Annotated in this window: 9 protein-coding genes and 1 pseudogene; 7 read left to right on the top strand and 3 right to left on the bottom strand. The window is 41.6% G+C overall.

Annotated elements, in window-relative coordinates; translation table 11 throughout:
• Both BP861_RS00295 and BP861_RS00290 read right to left on the bottom strand, forming a co-directional pair.
• Window positions 1–335: pseudogene (locus tag BP861_RS00295) on the bottom strand (hypothetical protein); the annotation flags it as partial.
• Between the two features lie 310 nt (window positions 336–645).
• A complete protein-coding gene (locus tag BP861_RS00290; RefSeq protein ID WP_292371438.1) occupies window positions 646–2157 on the bottom strand; it encodes an SIR2 family protein in 1512 nt (503 codons plus the stop codon).
• A gap of 922 nt (window positions 2158–3079) precedes the next feature.
• On the opposite strand from BP861_RS00290, the gene BP861_RS00285 reads away from it, so the two are divergent.
• Window positions 3080–4255 carry a serine/threonine-protein kinase RIO2 gene (locus tag BP861_RS00285; RefSeq protein WP_292371436.1) on the top strand — a complete coding sequence of 392 codons (1176 nt, stop codon included), beginning with the start codon at window positions 3080–3082 and terminating at the stop codon, window positions 4253–4255.
• Between the two features lie 654 nt (window positions 4256–4909).
• Entirely contained in the window at window positions 4910–6121 is a 1212-nt protein-coding gene (locus BP861_RS00280) for a right-handed parallel beta-helix repeat-containing protein (protein WP_349680981.1), read from the top strand.
• A 198-nt stretch (window positions 6122–6319) separates the two neighbouring features.
• On the opposite strand, the gene ppcA is transcribed toward BP861_RS00280, so the two are convergent.
• On the bottom strand, window positions 6320–7900 hold the full coding sequence (gene ppcA, locus BP861_RS00275; RefSeq protein ID WP_292371435.1) for a phosphoenolpyruvate carboxylase: 1581 nt from the start codon (window positions 7898–7900) through the stop codon (window positions 6320–6322).
• Between the two features lie 555 nt (window positions 7901–8455).
• Between ppcA and hcp the strand changes: the two genes are divergently transcribed.
• From hcp to BP861_RS00250, 5 genes are all read left to right on the top strand, one after another.
• Window positions 8456–10084: a hydroxylamine reductase gene (gene hcp, locus BP861_RS00270; RefSeq protein ID WP_292371434.1), complete on the top strand. Its 1629-nt coding sequence runs from the start codon at window positions 8456–8458 to the stop codon at window positions 10082–10084.
• Window positions 10085–10652: 568 nt separating this feature from the next.
• Window positions 10653–12635 carry a DUF460 domain-containing protein gene (locus BP861_RS00265; protein WP_292371433.1) on the top strand — a complete coding sequence of 661 codons (1983 nt, stop codon included), beginning with the start codon at window positions 10653–10655 and terminating at the stop codon, window positions 12633–12635.
• Between the two features lie 253 nt (window positions 12636–12888).
• Window positions 12889–13650, top strand: coding sequence for a UPF0280 family protein (locus BP861_RS00260; protein ID WP_292371432.1), 762 nt, complete (start codon window positions 12889–12891; stop codon window positions 13648–13650).
• Between the two features lie 381 nt (window positions 13651–14031).
• Window positions 14032–16851, top strand: a complete 2820-nt coding sequence (locus tag BP861_RS00255; RefSeq protein WP_292371431.1) for a PocR ligand-binding domain-containing protein — start codon at window positions 14032–14034, stop codon at window positions 16849–16851.
• A gap of 487 nt (window positions 16852–17338) precedes the next feature.
• Entirely contained in the window at window positions 17339–19210 is a 1872-nt protein-coding gene (locus BP861_RS00250) for an aldehyde ferredoxin oxidoreductase family protein (RefSeq protein ID WP_292371429.1), read from the top strand.
• Window positions 19211–19221: the final 11 nt, after the last annotated feature.

Raw genomic sequence — 19221 nt, 5'->3', positions numbered from 1 at the left:
ACTGGCAGTGGGAGGTCGGCTAGTACTCCATGAATTTCACCAGGAATTTCAAAGTAGCTTGTTGGAACTTCCTTCAATTTTTCATTGATTTTTTTACAAATCTCTTCCTTTGGAGTCATAGCGTCTTCGGTCACAGCCACAAACTCAGCCACCCGTATCAAGTCATCAGAGTCTTCCATTGGGTAGTCGTAATTTTTTGCCCATTCATTTGCAATCTGGGAGCCAACAGGAATCTTTTCACAACAAGCTCCAGCTCCAAGAAAGGGAGTACACTTCCCATCCTTGATTCTACGAAGAAGGAGTTTCCAATCCTTTTCTTCCAGCTTATTTGGCATTACCAACACCCTCCACAAAGTTTAAAATTCAAACCATTTCTCCAATTGGATAATTGGCAACGTTAATTTCAAATTCTCTCTATGATATGGCCTCCATGATCATGATTCAGGTAAAAATATTCTAAACGTTTCTTTTCCCTGGCCATGAACCCGTCCGCTCTCTCCTTCTTGAGATGGAGAAATGAGCTATCTTCTTACCCCAGGATTCTCTGTCGAAGCCTTACTCTTATACCCCCGGCGCGCTTACTTGAACCTAGAATTGAAACGGCGCTACGCATCGTCTCAATCCTTATTTGTTGAGCTGTGACAATTACGACTGATCCTTCTTTATTAAAACCGGTGTTAGATGCTCTGGAATATTCTGTAGTTGAATTTGTACACACCCAAATTTATATGCCTCTTCAATGCTACGCCCTCCTCCTAATGCCTGGTAAAAACCAATAGCGAAGGCGATAGCAGCTTTATCGCCGATTGCCTGGTTCATGCCAATGACATATTTGATGTGCTTAGCGATGGCTTTTGCCTGAATCTCTGCGTAACAAGCGTTCAAAATTACACAATTCACCTGACCACTAAATTGTTCAAACAATGCAGCCAACGCATCAGGATCGATCGGGTGGGTTTTCCCTGCCAGATCCTCAAAGCATAACGCACCGGTAGGTGTGCCATGACCGGAAAAATGGACGATATGTGGCTGTGTATCAAGCAAAGCTTGGGATATATCTGATGGGCGAACTGACAACTGTGGCAATTCTAATGTAAAGCGGTCCCGAAATTTAGCCAACTTCAGTTTTTCTTGAATCTCTCGAAATTCTTCACCAAGCCGCAGGCGAGATTCATTAGTGGGATCGGCTGCTAAGAAGAGTATCGAAACCCTATCGGTTTTTTCTTTAGTTAGAAAACGTCGCCTATTTTCAGCATCTATTTTTGTGATATCACGATTGAAAGCCTCCCATCGTGTTCTCAATTCTGCGGCAAATTCGCGGCAATCTTGCCAGTATACATGGATATTAAGGTCCGCAAAATAGCGATCCAGATATTCCTGAGCTTTTTCTTTTCGGTCCTCAGAAACATCCCCTGGCACGAGCTGCACGGATAGGTGCGTTCTACTAAGACTTTTTTCTAAGTATCCAGCAAGAATCCGAAAAAGAACACGGAAATCCCAATCAGTTATACTGTAGCCTAGAAAAAGAAGAGATGTGCCTATAAGTGCCTCCTGAATACGCGGCGGAAGCATGTTTTGTTCCATTGAATTGGCAGCAAAGAAGTCCAGATAGTCGTCTTCTGTTAGAACCAGCGACTCTGGTATTTTATAGAAGCCGTGGAGGTGAAATACTAAAGGTTTTTCTGGAGTAGGAACATAGTCTGATGGCGTTCGTTTGGATTTCTTGAGGCTTTTATTCCACCGACATATTTCCTGAATTGGTGTTTTGCCACGGCTTTCAAGAGCTCGCACCATAAAGTCATCGTAATTTGTGGTAATATAAACTGGCAGTGGGAGGTCGGCTAGCACTCCGTGAAGTTCATCAGGAATTTCAAAGTATTTTGGTGGGATTTCTTTTAACAGTTCATTGATTTTTTTACACATTTCTTCCTTTGGAGTCATAGCGTCTGTGATTACAGCTACAAACTGAGCCACCCGTATCAAGTCATCAGAATCTTTCATTGGATAGTCATACTTTTCTGCCCATTCATTTGCAATCTGGGAACCAATAGGAATCTTTTGAGAACAAGCTCCAGCTCCAAGAAAGGGAGTACACTTCCCATCCTTGATTCTACGAAGAAGGAGGTCCCAATCCTTCTCTTCCAGCGTATTTGGCATTATTAATGTCCCCCACCAGGTTAAATTCCCTTATCAATTTTTTTCGTGTTTATTCTCCTCACTCACCTGCGGTTTTGACACTACTACCAGTAATTGTTGGACAGCCCCTTTTCAGGGCGGGAATTCAGACTCTGAAGCCCCCAGGCTGCCCAGTGAAGCCAGAGAGACAAGTACTACCAGAAATAGTTGAAGGATAAATTGCCTGCTGGCCTTGTTTATTGCAGAATTACGGTTTCTTGACAATATCCGTCCCCTCTTTAAGCGCTCATGAGATCTAAAAGCTCGCAAATCGTTCCTTAAAGGAATCGCTGAGCATAAGGGGTTTAGAAATTCCCAAATAATCTCCAAGAGAATGAAATTAAACATTCAGAACTCACCATACTTGACTCTTCGATGTTTATCCCATGTCTAATGTAGAACCTTAGATTCTTAATGAGTTCATCCAAAACCAATTGTTTTTAAATAAAAGTTTCAGAACTATTTTTGATGATCCGAAACTTGATGGTTACTCCCCATTACGCAATTGATGTTTTAAAATCCCTGAATGTGCGTATATGTGTGACACACAGCATTTAATTTTCTAAATGATTTTGGTTACGTATCTCACTCTTAGATTCATGGTTCTAAATTTCGCCTAAGTATAAACAATTATTTATATAAATGAGAGAATATATAAATTTAATAGAATAAGTTTTCCTTACGATTACTAATTGTCGAATCTACACAGTTAACTTTCCCAACTAACAACCAAAACATTGGCAATGTCCTGAGATGTCATAAGTTCTTTTGCCCACTCAGGAACTTCAAGGTATGAAATTTCAAAAGATTATGTTTATGATAATAGCACAATTCAGGCGATACTGGATTCGGGCAGCAGTAGATAGCTATTATTTAAATATCGAGGGCTATATCTAGTACCAAGATGATCGACGAAGCGCTGAGGGTTTTTAAAGATCTTGACTCAAAGGATTTCAGGATCCTGACTGGCATTGAAATGGGAATGAAGCATTTTGAATGGGTGCCAATAGAAGAGCTAAATAAATACACCAGGCTTCCTTTTGAGAAACTGGAATACAGGCTAAAAAAGCTTGTCCGGAATAAGCTTGTGGTCAGGACTACCCAGCCTTACGAGGGATTTCAGATATATTTTGAAGGATACGATGCCCTTGCCCTTAATGCCTTTGTAAAACGAAAAAGTATCAGTGCAATAGGGGACGAAGTAGGGGTAGGAAAGGAATCGGTTATTTATGAAGCAATTCTGCCGCCTGAGCTTGCAATAGGGGAACCTGTTCCTGTCGTCATCAAGTTTCACAGGGAAGGGAGAACCAGTTTCAAGCAAATAAAGCGCGTGCGTGAGCACCTGGGAGAAAGAGAGCACTTTTCCTGGATCTATGCAGCCCGACTTGCCGCCCAGAGGGAGTACAGGATCATGGCAGAGCTATATCCGAAAGTTTCAATCCCAAAGCCCTTTGATCATAACAGGCACGCAATAGTTATGGAGCTTGCAAAAGGTAGCCTTCTCGCAAAAACAAAACTTCTTGCCCCTGAATGGTATCTCGATGAAATTCTCAAGCAGGTGATAATTACCTATTCACTTGGGATTATCCATGCCGATTTAAGTGAGTATAATATCTTTGCTTCCGAAGATGGCGTCCAGCTAATTGACTGGCCTCAGTATGTTACTCTTGAACATCCTCACGCTGATGAGATTCTCGAAAGGGACGTTTCAAATGTACTGACTCACTTTTTCCGGAAATACGGGATAAAAAGGGAACTTGATGAAACGATCCGCGAAATTAAGAGCGAGGCAGGCAAAAGCGCAGAAGAAATAAAAGAAAGTACAGAAAGCAGGCTTGGCAAAGGTACTATAGAAGAATGGGATCTTGAAGAAGCCCTGGAAGAGGACTTTGAAGAAGGTATCGAGGAGGATGTTTTTCAGGAAGAGGACTTTGAGGCTGAGAAATTTGAGGCCGAAAGTTTCGAAGCTGAAGAATTTGAAGCCGAAGAGATCGAACCCAAAGAAACTGAAGTAGAAGATCTAAAAACGCAAAATTTAAAAAAAGCTGCCTCGAAAAAAGAGAATTCAGATAAAGAGTAACTTTGCTTCATAACGGTTAACTCATAACGGTTAATTAGTAAGAAATCAATGGTTCATACACTGCGCCAAAAAAATAGGACTTGAGACCTTATATTTGAGACCTTATATTTGAGATCTTATATTTTCAGTAACAATTCCCAAGGTTACTTACTTTCCTTAATCTATTTTATTCTCGGGATCATTTTCCATAAAATAGCCTTAAAAAATTGCTGCACATAGAGTTTTCAAAAATTCATTAAAAGCTTACTGATGGTTTGTCAGTGTTGCAGCGATTCACTAACAGTTTATTAACAATTTCTTTCAGATTGTCGAGTTTTAACACTTCATGTTATACATAAGATAATTTTTGGTGTTATACATAAGATAATTTTTCATGTTACGCATACAGATAATTTTTCGTATTATACATACAGATAGTTTTTCTCTGGGCTGAAAATTACAGTTCCTTTTTACAAAGGTAAGTCAGAGATGGAATAGAAAATTCTATACAACTTACTATTTAGTAAGTTATCTGCTGATTATAATTTGCTTTATAATTTTATTTCTTTATTTTGATATTATTCTAATCCAATATATTAATATGGTTTAATGTTTAAATTCTGGTTTATTAATAAAAAATTACATAATAATTTGTATTTAATGTGGGGGATTTAAATAAACAAGTTTGTCAGCTTAGCAGTAGCCTTTCTTATATTCACATTAGGCTCTAGTACCGGAACTGCGATTGAGATTCTCGTCCATCCAGGAGAATCAATACAGGCCGCAGTAAATAATACAAGCTCAGATGATGTGATAATCGTAAAGCCTGGAAACTATACCGAAAACATCGTAATTGGTAAGCAAAACCTGACAATAAGGTCAGAATCCGGGAATCCTGAGGATACGATAGTCACTACGAACAATCCGAATGTAAATGTATTTCACATACGAGCAAATAACACAACAATTAGCGGGTTTAAAATCCGATCAGCCCAATCCACCCAGGTAACAGGTATCTATTTATCCGGATGTAGTCACTGTACTATAAGCAACAATGATCTTTCGGAAAATAATCTAGGACTATATCTGAGTAACTCAAAAAATAACACGATTTCAGACAATAAAATGAATCTAAATGAAAAATACGGAATTCAGCTCGTGCACTCGGAAGGGAATATACTCTCAAACAATAGCGCAGATTCAAATAATCACGGAATTATTCTAGAGAATAATTGCAGCGACAATAACCTGACCGGAAACATAGTAGGCTGGAACGCAGGCTACGGTTTTTACCTCATAAATTCAAGCAGCAATAACCTGAATAACAATACGATAAGCAGGAATGATATGGGAATTTACATGACAAATTCAAACCTGAGTGTTATTTCAGGGAATAATATCTTGGAAAATATCCGATACGGGATGTGGATATCACATTCAAACTATAGCATAATTTCGGGGAATACTATTAGCAAAAGCAACTGGGGCATTCATCTGAATTCCTCGGATAACAGCACGTTTACTGGAAATATTCTTTCTTTCAATTATGTTTCAGGCCTTTCCATGTGTCCAGCCTGCGATAATAATACTGTATTCAATAATTATCTCAATAATACCTTTAATGTAGAAGTCGGAAACAGAAGAAATACCTGGAATACAGTAAAGAAAGAAGGCATAAATATTATAGGAGGGCACTACCTCGGAGGTAATTTCTGGGCAAGCCCTGATGGGGCAGGTTTCTCTCAAACTACACAGGATAAGGATGAAAATGGAATTGCAGACATAAAGTATAACGGAACCAACTTTACGGACAATCTACCTCTTGTACCTGTATCCAATCCGCAGCATCAGGCGCCACCTGTTGCAAACTCCAGTCATCTCTTATAAATCCGGTTCCGATCTTACTGATGTTACTGCCTCAAAAACAATTAAAAATTCTGTACCTTCAAAAAGCAGCTCAGAAGATGACAACGCCACAGAAAAAGACTAATCTTAAGTCGTGAACCATGTTAAATTGAGAGCAACTACCAGCAACACTTAAGTGAAATAAAAAAAAGAGAGTCACCAGATAGGAAATGAAATGACTTAACCGAGTGCCTTTCTTATTTTTCCCATTTTGGTGAGGGTAGAGCATACAAGCTGGGAAACTTCCTCATCCATGCAGTTTCCTTTGCTTCCTGCCTGCAGGAGGTCAGGCTGCATCATTTCCACCAGAATACGGTACGAAGGTTCGGGACTGGTTTCAAGATCAAAGGTATCACGTAGAATTTCGATGTCTTTACGGACTTCCTTCAGATATTCCCCGGATAGGAAGCGGGAAGCTACATTGAGATCCAGATATCCGGATGCAAAGTTCAGGTCATCTGCAAGGGAGGGGAAGTATTTTATAAGCAAGTTTTCACAGGTGGCTTCTCCGAGTTTTTCCCGTGCCTTTTCAAGGGCACGACCTGTGCCTATAAATTCCGGAGGCAAGCCTATGGAGTAGAGAGCACCTGTAAACTTGATTGCCCTAGGAAGGTGAAGATTTTCAGCAGGCATGCTGGCTTCAAGCTCTTTTCCGATGTCAGTACGGCAAAGTTTGACCAGACCTGATATGTCAGGAGCACTTCTCGAATAACCGCCTGTCCCTTTGCTCATAAGACGATCCCGCTGCTGGGGAAGAAGGTCAGCTATCTGGTTTATCGTGGGAGCCAGTTGCCTGAGAATCCGGCTGTAGCTTGCTCCAAATATCCCAATAAGGTTTACTATTTCTTCTTTTTCTTCGGCTGAAAAGACTTCAGGCGTTTCAGGCAACCTCTCTTTTGCAAGGTTTACCAGAGCCTCAGCGTCCCCTTTTTTATGGCTATACCTGAGCGCGGACTGAAGAGTAATGGTTCCGATTCCCCGATATTCTCTGAAAAAGTTTTCAGCGTTCTTCAAGTCCAGATGCCCTCTGAAAGGCAGCGTTCCTGCTCCGAATATAATGCCAGTTTGGGTATCAAGTTCGGAATTTAGCTCGGAAATTCCGTTTATTGCGCATTTGCATGAAAGAGTGCTCGCAACGTGCCCGAAGGAAAGGGCAGAGTCGGATTTGCCCAGAAACACCCTGAATTCGTCAGGAACTGTCCCAAAGTGTTCTTTCCAGGCAAGAATCGTATTTCCTGCAAGTTCTTTTGCGTGCAGCAATGCAGGAGCATCCTCAATAAGTGGAATTATGCGGGGAACTTCCATTGAGAAACCAAATTCCTTTTTTGAAAGCTCGCTTATATCTACCATATGCTGCTGAGCTTCAATAATTTCCTTGACACTGCCTGTCATTGGATGAACGAACTCATTGATTGCCTGAACATCCGAATATTTGAGGGCATCGTAATTAGCCTCAGCAATTGACATCATAACCATGAGCTGCCTGAATCGGTTTTCCTGAACTGCACTGGGAGCCCTGGGAGTAATGACAACATCCTTTCCGGGAACAAGATCCGTCTCTTCTATGAGTTTTAATACGATCTGGACATTTTGATGGTACGGTGTGGCCTTCCCTTCGTAATCCGGCATATACTCATCACAGCCGAATACCTTTGCAGCCTCTATAGCTTCTCCCGGCTCTTCCTGTGTCGCGATATATTTTGACGCCGCGTCAGGATGCTGGGTACACATAACCTTTGGAAAATTGGTTTTTCTGTTCATGAAATTAAATCCTCACTGCGTAAAGCTTAGCTTTTAACTTGCTGCTGAACCTACTATTGAATTTTCTGTGGAGTTCGCTACGGATTTTTGATACTGAACCTGATAATGGATTTATTGTGAATCGTATGATTTTTGAGAGAGTTGTAAGTAAAATTGCGTTATTGTTAACCACCAATTTAGTGTAAATCGACATCAGAGCATATCGTCTACTCTGTGATAAATGTTTCCGTTTACAATAGGTTGACATATAGAGCCTGAATAATAAAATTACTGAAACTTACACCTGAAGTTTCAGGCAGAAAAGATAATTCTGTAAACAAACCGCGCAAAAATTACCAAGATGAAATCGAAAATCTGAGAGCCTGAAAAATCCAGTACCCACCTCGAAACTGTCTTCTATATATTAGTTGGCATCTTTTATTCTATGGTATACTAAAGATACCTGTATCAAAATAGTTCTGTGTGCTAAATGATTAAAAGAGTTTAGGAATAACTGAAAATTTTAGAGTTGGATAAACAGAAAATCTCGTGATAGATAGTTTTGGGGTAAACAAAATGTTCTGTAATCAATGCCAGGAAGCGCTGAACGTAAAAGGTTGTACTAAAAATGGAGTATGTGGTAAAAAAGGAGAAGTTGCAGATCTCCAGGACAGGCTGATCTATGTCCTTAAAAGCATATCTTTCTATAACCTTAAGGCAAGGGCTGCAGGCCTGAATGAAGAAACAACAGACAGGTTTTTGCTTGACAGTTTCTTTGCGACTCTGACAAACACCAATTTTGACAGGCGAGAAATTGAATCTCTAATAAACAAAGGATTCAAGCTCAGAGATGAGATTAAGGGAAAACTGCCAGCCGAAGATTTAGCTGTCGAAGAAGGTCTTCCTGTCGTGGCTAAAGTCACTCCGGACAGTGTAGAGAGTATGGATGTTGCTGTTCATTCCACACAGGACGAGGATATTCGGTCTCTTAGAGAACTTCTGACTTATGGCCTAAAAGGACTGGCTGCTTATGCTCACCACGCTTACGTCCTGGGATACAAGGATGAAGAAATTTACGAATTCATAGAAAAAGGGCTGGTTTCGACTGTTGACGACAGTCTGGGAGTAGAAGCCCTGCTCGGCCTTGTTCTGGAATGCGGGCAAAAAGGCGTATCCGTCCTTGCCCTGCTTGATAAGGCAAACACTGAAACCTATGGAAACCCTGAGCCTACAGTTGTTAATATAGGTGTGAGAAACAGGCAAGGAATCCTGATCAGCGGACACGACCTTCGGGATCTGGAACAACTTCTTGAGCAGACAAAGGGCACAGGAATTGACATTTATACGCATGGAGAAATGCTGCCTGCAAATGCCTATCCTGCCTTCAAGAAGTACGATAACTTCGCAGGCAATTACGGGAATGCCTGGTGGAAACAGAACGAGGAATTCGAGAAGTTCAATGGCCCAATCCTCATGACTACAAACTGCATAATTCCTCCAAGAGAATCGTATAAAAATCGGATTTATACCACAGGGGTCGTTGGATTTGAAGGGCTCACCCACATCTACGAAAAAGAAGACGGTACAAAGGATTTCACCCCTCTCATCGAGCAGGCAAAAACAAGCAAGCCTCCCGAGCCGATCGAAAGCGGAACTATAACCGCAGGTTTTGCACACGAGGCAGCTCTTTCGGTTGCAGATAAAATTATAGATGCAATACAGACCGGAAAAATAAGCAGGTTCATGGTCATGGCAGGCTGTGATGGCAGACACAAGGAAAGGGCTTACTATACCGATTTTGCAAAAGCTCTCCCTGAAGATACCGTGATCTTGACCGCAGGCTGCGCCAAATACCGCTATAACAAACTTGATCTTGGCGATATCGAAGGAATTCCGAGAGTAATCGATGCCGGTCAGTGCAACGACTCCTACTCGCTTGTGGTAATAGCCCAAAAACTCGCAGAGGCTTTCGGGCTTGAGGATATAAATGACCTGCCTGTATCCTACAATATAGCCTGGTACGAACAAAAAGCCGTGCTTGTGCTTCTCGCCCTCCTGAGCCTCGGTGTAAAAAACATCACTCTAGGCCCGACACTTCCGGCTTTCCTTTCACCCAATGTTGTTAAAGTGCTGGTTGAAAACTTTAATCTCAGGCCCAATACAACAGTTGAAGAGGATCTAAAAGTGCTTCTGAAAAAGGCATGAAGACAGGCAGCCCAAATAGCCTCCTGATTTCCGTCACCTGAGTCCTGTCTCGGGAGGACGGAGACCTTTTAAGTTAAAGTTACAGCTCTGCATCCCGAGTCTGTCTCGGGAGGACGGAGATCTTTTAGGTAGAGTTGCATCTCTACAGTCCTTCTAATTTCTTATGGGCAATTTAATTCCTCAGCAGCCTTGAGTACTTTATTCCTCAGGGCTTTGAGTACTTCGTTTCTCAGTATCCTAAATACTTTATTCAATATCCATCTCATTTTTAGAAATCTGTATGCTTAAACAGTAAAAGGTAAGATTGTTCATCTGCAAATCAACTCTATTTAAAAATTGAGGAAGCAGTATTCCTTTTGAGCAAGTAACTTTTGAGCAAGTCCACAATTTATAAACTGTGTTCGAACCTGTTCTATTCGGATATCACCTGGAAAGGCTATCCAGAATGTGGCCGTTTTTCCTTAAAGGCATAAAAAGAACTATAAAGACCATAATAATGAATAGTTTTAAATAATAAAAACGAGTGCAGTTAAATATATATTCTATAGAAAATAAAATATAGACGCTCATGCAAAAAAAGATTATCTATGGAATTGATATTGCTCGGGGCTCTCCCAGGGCAAAGGAACTTCCCAGATACGCACTTGCTATCCTAAAAGACGGAGAAGTTTCCCATCAAAGTATGCTCCGTCGCCAGAAGATCTTTAATATGGCCCAGAGGGAAAGGCCGGAGATAATAGCTGTTGACAATATTTTTGAGCTTGCGGCCGACCGAAGCGAGCTCCTTTCTCTTATGGAACGGCTGCCTGAAGGTGTTAAACTGGTTCAGGTCACAGGCGGACTGCATCCCGAACCGCTTGTCAGGCTTGCAAGGAAAAACGGGCTTTCTTTTGACCCCGAAAACCCCAATGACGAAGCTGAAATATGTGCCCGCCTCGCAGATATGGGAGTTGGGCATGAAGTTTCCCTTTTTGAAGATATTACAAAGATCAAAGTCAGTAGAGCCCGTTCCCTGGGAAGGGGCGGCTGGAGCCAGAACCGGTACCGTAGAAAAGTACACGGAGCTGTGCTACAAAGGAGTAGAGAGATTGAAAATGCCCTGAAAGATCTTTCCAGGGAAAAAGGCATCAGGTTCGAAGCCGTAAACGTAAAAGGCTTCGGAGGCTATGTCAGGTCTGAATTCACTGTCTATGCAAAACGCGGAGAGATACCGATACATCCAATGGTAAGTAATGATGCTCAGGTAAGCGTAAGAAGTGTTGAACGCGATAAAATCCGATACGTTCCCCTTAAACCGAAGAACCCAAGACGTAAGTTTACAATCGTGGGAATCGACCCTGGCACAACCGTGGGAATAGCGATTCTTTCTCTTGATGGAGATCTTCTTTACTTGAAAAGTTCTAGGGGAATGGCTCCTGACGAAGTGGTTAAACTTATCGCAGAGTACGGAAAACCTGCAGTTATCGCCAGCGATGTAACTCCAATGCCTGGATCGGTTGAGAAAATTCGAAGAAGCTTCAATGCCGTACCTGCAAGTCCCGGAATAGAGGTTTCTGCCGAAGAAAAAATTGCGCTTGGAAAAACTTTTGGCTACTCAAACGACCATGAAAGAGATGCACTGACTGCGGCTCTTCTCACCTACAGGAGTTACAAGAATATATTTACCCGGATTGAAAAGAAAGCTCCGCAGAATGCAGATATTGAGCTGATAAAATTTTATGTAATACGTGGAGCTTCCATAGAGGCTGCAATTGAAAAAGTCCGGGAGTCGAGCGAACCTGAAAAACCAAGACTAAAAGATCATGCCGAAAAACCGGAGGACAGGTCAGTTGACGAATCCCTCCTGAAAATGAGGGAAACTGTCCAGCGGCAGAGCGAACAGATTCAGAATCTTCAGGAATACCTTGAAGAATTAAAGAAGGAACTGATTGCAAAAGACCGAAAAATCTCAAAGATTGAGTCAAGGTTGAACAGCTTCAAAAAAGAAGCTTACAGCGAAATCCGGAAATCAAAAGAAATCAAGATCAGGGACGAAACCATTGAAAGCCTGAAAAAAGAGGTCAGCCATAAAAGCAAAACCGTAAAGGAACTGCGGCGCAGAAGCAACAAATTGCGTAAAATCCAAAAGATGGAAGTCCGCGGTGAAGGTACGGCTGTTAAAGTTATTGCTGCCTTTACGAAGGAATCCATTGCCGAAACGAAGGAAAAATACGGGCTTAAGACAGGTGATGTAGTTTTCCTTGAAAACCCAAGTGGAGGCGGAACTACAACCGCTCAAATCCTTGTAGAAGCCGGAGTCAGAGCCGTAATCATCCTTGAGGACATTTCGCACGCAGCCGAGGAAACTTTCTTCAAAGGAGATGTGCCGGTCTTAAAGAATATCCCGCTCGAAAGAGCTGAAGACTTTGCAATGGTCGAGCCCGAAACCCTCAAAGCCGCAATCGAATCTTGGGAAAAAGAAGCCGATGAAAAACGCCACAAAGCCAAACAGGACGAACTGCAGAGCCTCTTTGACGAATATAAGAGTGAAAGACGCAGGGGCCTGGTTTAAGAAAAATTCGTTTTTAAAATCCATGGTTTCCTCATCGATCTCGCTCGTATAACATTTCCCTCTCCCGAGACAGAACTCAGGTAAATCAGTCCTTTTCAGCGAATTGAAAACGATATATCTTACCCAAAATTCAGCCCTCTTGAGCGAAGCGAAAAGGGCACCGTCCTCCCGAGACGGGACTCGGGAGATGGAACTCGGGCGGCGCAACTCTTCAAGCATCTCTTTTTAAGCAATAAATCCCATCTGAACCAATATGTCAGATCCCATAAAAGAATCCGCTAAAGAATCTACCAAAAACCCGATTAAAGAACATTTCCAGCTCAAGGAAACCATAGTTACAATTGCAGCCGACAATCAGGCCCATATCGAAGCCGCAAAAGAAGCGATCCGCATCCACAGGGCAGCCCTTGAGACTTACATTCTTTCCGATCCTTATTTTCAGCTTACTCTCGAACCTTACGAATGCCCGGAAAATGCACCTGAGGTTGTGAGGAGAATGGTAAAAGCCGGAAATACTATGGACATAGGGCCAATGAGTGCGGTTGCAGGCACAATTTCGGCCCTTGCAGTAGAAGCGATGGTTGAAGCAGGAGCAAAATACGCTATTGTCGACAACGGAGGAGACATCGCACTTATCAATGACAGGCCTATTGTGGTTGGGATCTATGCGGGACAGTCTCCTATTAAAAACCTTGGGCTAATATTCGAACCTAGAGACTCGATTACAGGCGTTTGTACTTCGGCAGGGACAGTTGGTCCTTCAATCAGCTTTGGGATGGCGGATGCAGCTGCAGTATTCTCAGATGATGTATCCCTTGCGGATGCAGCTGCAACGGCTCTTGGAAACGAAGTAGGCATTGGAAAAGAATCTGTAGAAGCTTCCTTCAAAGCTGTAAAAGGAATTCCAGAAATAAAAGGCGCACTCGTAATCCAGGGAGAATACATTGGTATGTGGGGACAGGTTCCAAGGATTACAAGAGCAGATGTCAGGTACGAGTATATAACTAAAGCATAATTTATCTAAAGCATAATTTATCTAAAGCATAATTTATCTAAAGCATAATTTATCTAAAGCTAGATATTCATCTGAATCTTTTCAATATTTTTTTAATATACACAGAATTTTTTATGCGTTTTGTAGCAAAATAGCTTTTTGGCTTGAATTTTGCAACAACGCTAGGGTAAAAACATTAATATATAATCAATTTTATCTTTAATGAGATATTAAAATTGCGATTATATCACAAGGTAGACCGATTCTATTTTTAAAAATATGGGTATATTCTGCGAATTTGCTAAGGACTTCAGAAAAGTTCCCTCATCTCAAAATGGAATTTCTAACATGTAATTCAATATAATCTTTCAAGATTGTGCTTACGGTAGGGAAAAATACAAAATGAATGAAAAATTGAGAAAATCTGGTATTGATATTATTGGAGATTTACCTTGGGGAGCACACTTTTGCCAATTCTACCGGACAAAGGAAGATTTGACGGAAATACTTGTTCCTTTTTTCAAAGCAGGATTGGAAAATAACGAATTTTGCCTATGGATCACAGCATACCCTCTAGATGCAGAAGAGGCAAAAGAAGCTTTAAGAAAAGCTATTCCTGACTTTGATATTTATCTGAAAAATGGCCAAATCAAAATTATTCCCTACACTGATTGGTATGTAAAAGAAGGTATATTCGTTTCGGGAAGAGTCTTAAATGGCTGGGTTGAAGAACTCAATCAGGCTCAGGAAAGTAGCTACAAAGGAATGAGATTTAGCTGGAACACTTCCTGGTTGAAAGAAGAGGAATGGAGTAATTTCGTTAATTTTGAGAAAAAAGCGGATTCTGTTATTAGCAACTACCATATGATAACTCTATGTACCTATTCTCTCGATGCGCATGATCTAACTGAAACTATAGATATTGTCGCAAATCATCAATTCACTTTGGTTAAAAAGGAAGGAAAATGGGAGCGGATAGAAAATTCCGGGTGGAAAAATCTTGCAAAGCGTAAGATGACCGAGGAAGTCCTGCCTCAGAATGGGCAGAGCAGCAGGCTAAAATTGGAAAATATGCTCTCGCCTGTTCGGAAGATGGCTAATTTGGAGCTTGTCGATATTATTGATGTCCAGGCGATCCAGTCTCTCATGGAGGATTTCTATAAACTTGCTCACATTCCCATAAGCATAATCGATCTCAAAGGCAATGTTCTGGTAGGCGTTGGATGGCAGGACATCTGCACGAGATTCCACAGGGTTCACCCTGAAACCTGCAAGCACTGTGTAGAAAGTGATACTAAGTTATCTTTAGGTGTTTTCCCTGGCGAGTTTAAGCTGTATAAATGCAAGAACAATATGTGGGACATAGCTACCCCAATCATTGTAGGCGACCAGCACGTTGGCAATATTTTCTTAGGGCATTTCTTTTTTGAGGGCGAAATTCTGGACTATGAGTTTTTCTTGTCTCAGGCTAGAAAATACGACTTCGATGAAAAGGAATACGCGGCAGCACTTGAAAAAGTTCCGCGGTTGAGCAAGGAGGTTGTGGACACAAGTATGGCCTTCTTCATGAAGTTTGCCAACATGCTTTCACAACTAGGCTACAGCAATATCAAGCTGGCTCAGTCGCTGGCGGAACGCGATACCCTAGTGGGTGCGCTGCGAGAGAGTGAGAAACGTGAACGCGCTCGCTCGGATGAACTGGCAGTATTACTGGATGCCGTGCCCGCAGCAGTGTGGATAACACACGATCCCAGAGCGCTCCAGATAACTGGAAATCGACTCTCATACGAATGGCTCCGAATTCCTGAAGGCGCAAACGCTCCCAAATTAGCTCGGATGGAGAAGATACCTGAGACGTTTAAAGTGTTTAAGGACGGGGTAGAGCTCCAGCTTGAAGAAATGCCGGTGCAGGTGTCAGCTGCAGGGAAAGAAATACACGACTACGAGTTCGATATTGTTTATCCTGACGATACGGTGAGACATGTATTGGGTAACGCCAGATCTCTACGTGATGTGCAGGGTAACCCAACAGGGTCAATTTCTGCGTTCATAGACATCACAGAGCGCAAAAAAGCAGAAGAAGCCCTTAAAAAAGAACATGACAACTTAGAAAAATTAGTTGAAGAACGAACAGAACAGCTTGAGAAAGCCTATAACTCGTTGAAAGAAAGCGAAAAAGGTCTTGCTGAAGCTCAAAAAATGGCTCACATTGGAAACTGGGAATGGAATATTATAACTGAGGAAACATACTGGTCAGATGAGCTATATCGCATTTTTGGACGTAACCTTGAAGAACCATACCCAACTTATCAGGAAATTTTAAACTATGTTCATCCCAGCGATCGAGATTATGTCAATAATAGTGTTAACAGAGCTATGAATGGAAAACCTTACAGCATTGATTACAGGATTCTCTCGGCTGATGGGGAAGAACGTATAGTCCATATGCAATCCGAAGTTATTTTTGATGAGAAAAAGACCCCTATTCGACTAAAAGGAATAGTCCAGGACATTACAGAACGTAAAAAAGCTGAAAAAGCTCTGATAAACCTTGAAATCGCCCGTAAGAGGGAAATTCACCATAGAATTAAGAATAACCTGCAAGTTATCTCTTCTCTTCTGGATCTTCAGGCTGAAAATTTCAGCAACAAGAAATGTATTGAAGATTCTGACGTTCTCAGTGCTTTCAGAGAGAGCCAGGACAGAATAATGTCCATTGCTTTGATCCATGAAGAATTACATGAAGGAGGAGGAGGCAATGCCCTGGATTTTTCGCCATACCTTGAAAAACTCGTTGAGAACCTTTTCCAGACCTACAGGCTTGGAAATACAGATATCAATTTAAATATGGATCTCGAAGAAGACCTTTTTTTTGACATGGATATCGCAGTTCCACTGGGAATAATTGTTAATGAACTGGTTTCCAATTCATTAAAACATGCATTTCCAGACAGGAAGAAAGGAGAAATCTGGATAAAACTATTCAAAGAAAAAAAAGCCGAAAGTTCATCAGGTAATGACAAAAAAGAACCTGTTGAAAAAGGTACAGGATATACTCTGATCATCTCGGATAACGGAATTGGCATTCCCTACAACACTGATATAGAAAGTTCAGATACTCTTGGTCTGCAGCTTGTAAACATTCTTGTAGATCAGTTAGACGGGGAAATCGAGCTAAAAAGGGATAAAGGCACCGAGTTCGATATAAGAATAAATGTATAAGGTCTGTAAAGTTCTCGATAAAACAAAAACAGAGACATATCATATGCTCCTCCTTAAAGTTAGGATTTTACGAATAATATTATTCGTGGATCTTATTCTGAGATTTTAGGATAGTATGTTGTCAATCTGAGATATTTATCAATCTGAGATATTTATCAATCTGAGATATAACAGAGTTCGGTTTATGATAGTTTAGATTATATTTTGAGATTAGGGTAAATTTTAGGAATTAATAAACAGAATGTATATTTTGGAATGATTTTTAATGGAACAATTTTTATAAATAAACGTTGTATAATTAATTATTATCAAATTTTATTTCATGTTCAAATTAGCATTTTCATCCAATTAGTGCTTTTATACTGATCCGGCAATTTTCACTAAAACTTTGTTCAGGGGTAATAGAGTAAGAGACTGGTGCCGGAAGACTGGAATTTTATCATTATAAGTAGAGTATTTGAAAATCTATCCATGGAGGAGACAATCTGTGCTAGGGGGATACGCAGGAAGATTTCTTGATGTTAATCTTGAAAATGGAAAACTTAAAGATATACCGCTTGATGAAGAAGTTTTGAGATTGTACCTTGGAGGAAAAGGGCTAGGTCTGAAATTCATATATGATGAGCTCAGAGCTGATATCCAGCCTTTTGACCCAGATAATCTTCTGATTTTTTCAACAGGGCCGGCTACAGGAGCCAGAGTGCCTACCAGTGGGCGTTACCATATCCTTACCAGCAAATCCCCCCTGACAGGAGGGTTGGGGAGCGGAAACTCGGGGGGAAAATGGGGAACATATCTGAAGTTTGCAGGATATGACGGTGTGGTAGTCAGAGGAATTTCGGATAAGCCAGTCTACCTGAGCATTATAAACGGGAAGGCTGAACTTGTGGAAGCTCCAGAAATCTGGGGCATGACAACAACCAGCGTCACGGCTGAACTTATTGACAGGACCACAAAAGATCCTAAAAAAACGTCAGTCGCCTGCATAGGTCCTGCCGGAGAAAATCTAATTTCTATGGCCTGCATCATGAACGATGAATATAGGACAGCAGGCAGAACAGGTTCTGGAGCGGTCATGGGCAGCAAGAAACTAAAAGCGATCGTGGTTTCAGGAAAAGAAAGACAGAAACCTGCAAATCCGGAGATGCTCGTCGAAAAGGTTGCAGAGGCGATGAAAATGATCCGGGAAAACCCGGTAACAGGTCCCAAAGGAGGGTTGCACGTCTATGGAACTGCAGTCTTGGTGAATATAGTCAATGCACATGGAGCATATTCTTCCAGAAACTTCCAGAACAGCTATTTTCCTGACGCCGATGAGCAGAGCGGAGAGAGGCTCACTGCAACCTATCTTACAGGCACGACTGGCTGCTGGGGCTGTCCTATCATCTGCGGAAGAAAATCCAGTGTTCCCGAGGGTCCTTTTAGTATCAAATATACCGAAGGCCCGGAATATGAGACTATTTTTGCCCTTGGGTCCAACTGTGGGGTAAAAGAGCTCGATGCCGTTATAAAAGCCAATCACTTCTGCAATGAGTTCGGGATTGATACTATTTCCATGGGAGGAACTATTTCCTGTGCTATGGAGCTTGTCGAAAAAGGAAAGATCCCCGAAGAAAAACTGCATGGCTTCAACCTGAGATTTGGAGATGCGTCGGCAATGGTTGAATCCGTTTGGCGGACAGCATATAAAGCCGGGTTTGGAGCAGATATGGCTCTTGGATCAAGAAAACTTGCAGAGAAGTATAATGCGCCTGAGCTTTCCATAAATGTCAAGGGCATGGAATTGCCAGCGTACGACCCGCGCCCAATTCAGGGTATAGGGCTTGAGTATGCGACTGCAAACCGCGGAGGTGACCATGTTTATGGCTATACCATTCCAGCCGAGATTATTGGGTTACCGAAAAAGCTTGATCCCTATTCTACTGAAGGTAAGCCTGAATGGACAATTTTCATGCAGGACATGGGCTCTGTGATTAACTCAACTGTAATCTGCCTCTTTACGAGCTTTGCAATTGGGCTCCCCCAGTATGCAGGTATGCTCGAAGCAATTACAGGCATGGAACTTTCTCCTGAAAAACTGCTTAAGATAGGAGAAAGAATCACAAATCTTGAACGTTTGATAAATAATATTTATGGACTTGACAGAGCAGCCGATGTCCTTCCAAAGCGCCTTACTGAAGAACCTGTATCAGGGGGCCCATCAAAAGGGCAGATTTCCCATGTGCCTGAAATGATAGGCAAATACTATTCACTCAGGGGATGGATTGATGGGAAGCCCACTGAGGAGAAACTAAGGGAACTTGGAATTCCTGTAACAACGCCTGAAAGCTCAAAAAGCCCGTATAAAATGGCAGCATAAGATTTTCAGGA

The sequence above is a fragment of the Methanosarcina sp. UBA411 genome, assembly GCF_002495725.1.
GTDB lineage: Archaea > Halobacteriota > Methanosarcinia > Methanosarcinales > Methanosarcinaceae > Methanosarcina.
Note: the sequence above shows the minus strand (reverse complement) of the source record. Positions and strands in the feature narration are given on the sequence as shown.

What these genes read in the sequence shown, in the direction of transcription:
- BP861_RS00260 (WP_292371432.1), top strand. Translation starts at nt 12,889, where the DNA reads ATGTCAGATCCCATAAAAGAATCCGCTAAAGAATCTACCAAAAACCCG.
- BP861_RS00290 (WP_292371438.1), bottom strand. Translation starts at nt 2,157, where the DNA reads ATGCCAAATACGCTGGAAGAGAAGGATTGGGACCTCCTTCTTCGTAGA.
- hcp (WP_292371434.1), top strand. Translation starts at nt 8,456, where the DNA reads ATGTTCTGTAATCAATGCCAGGAAGCGCTGAACGTAAAAGGTTGTACT.
- BP861_RS00255 (WP_292371431.1), top strand. Translation starts at nt 14,032, where the DNA reads ATGAATGAAAAATTGAGAAAATCTGGTATTGATATTATTGGAGATTTA.
- BP861_RS00265 (WP_292371433.1), top strand. Translation starts at nt 10,653, where the DNA reads ATGCAAAAAAAGATTATCTATGGAATTGATATTGCTCGGGGCTCTCCC.
- ppcA (WP_292371435.1), bottom strand. Translation starts at nt 7,900, where the DNA reads ATGAACAGAAAAACCAATTTTCCAAAGGTTATGTGTACCCAGCATCCT.
- BP861_RS00285 (WP_292371436.1), top strand. Translation starts at nt 3,080, where the DNA reads ATGATCGACGAAGCGCTGAGGGTTTTTAAAGATCTTGACTCAAAGGAT.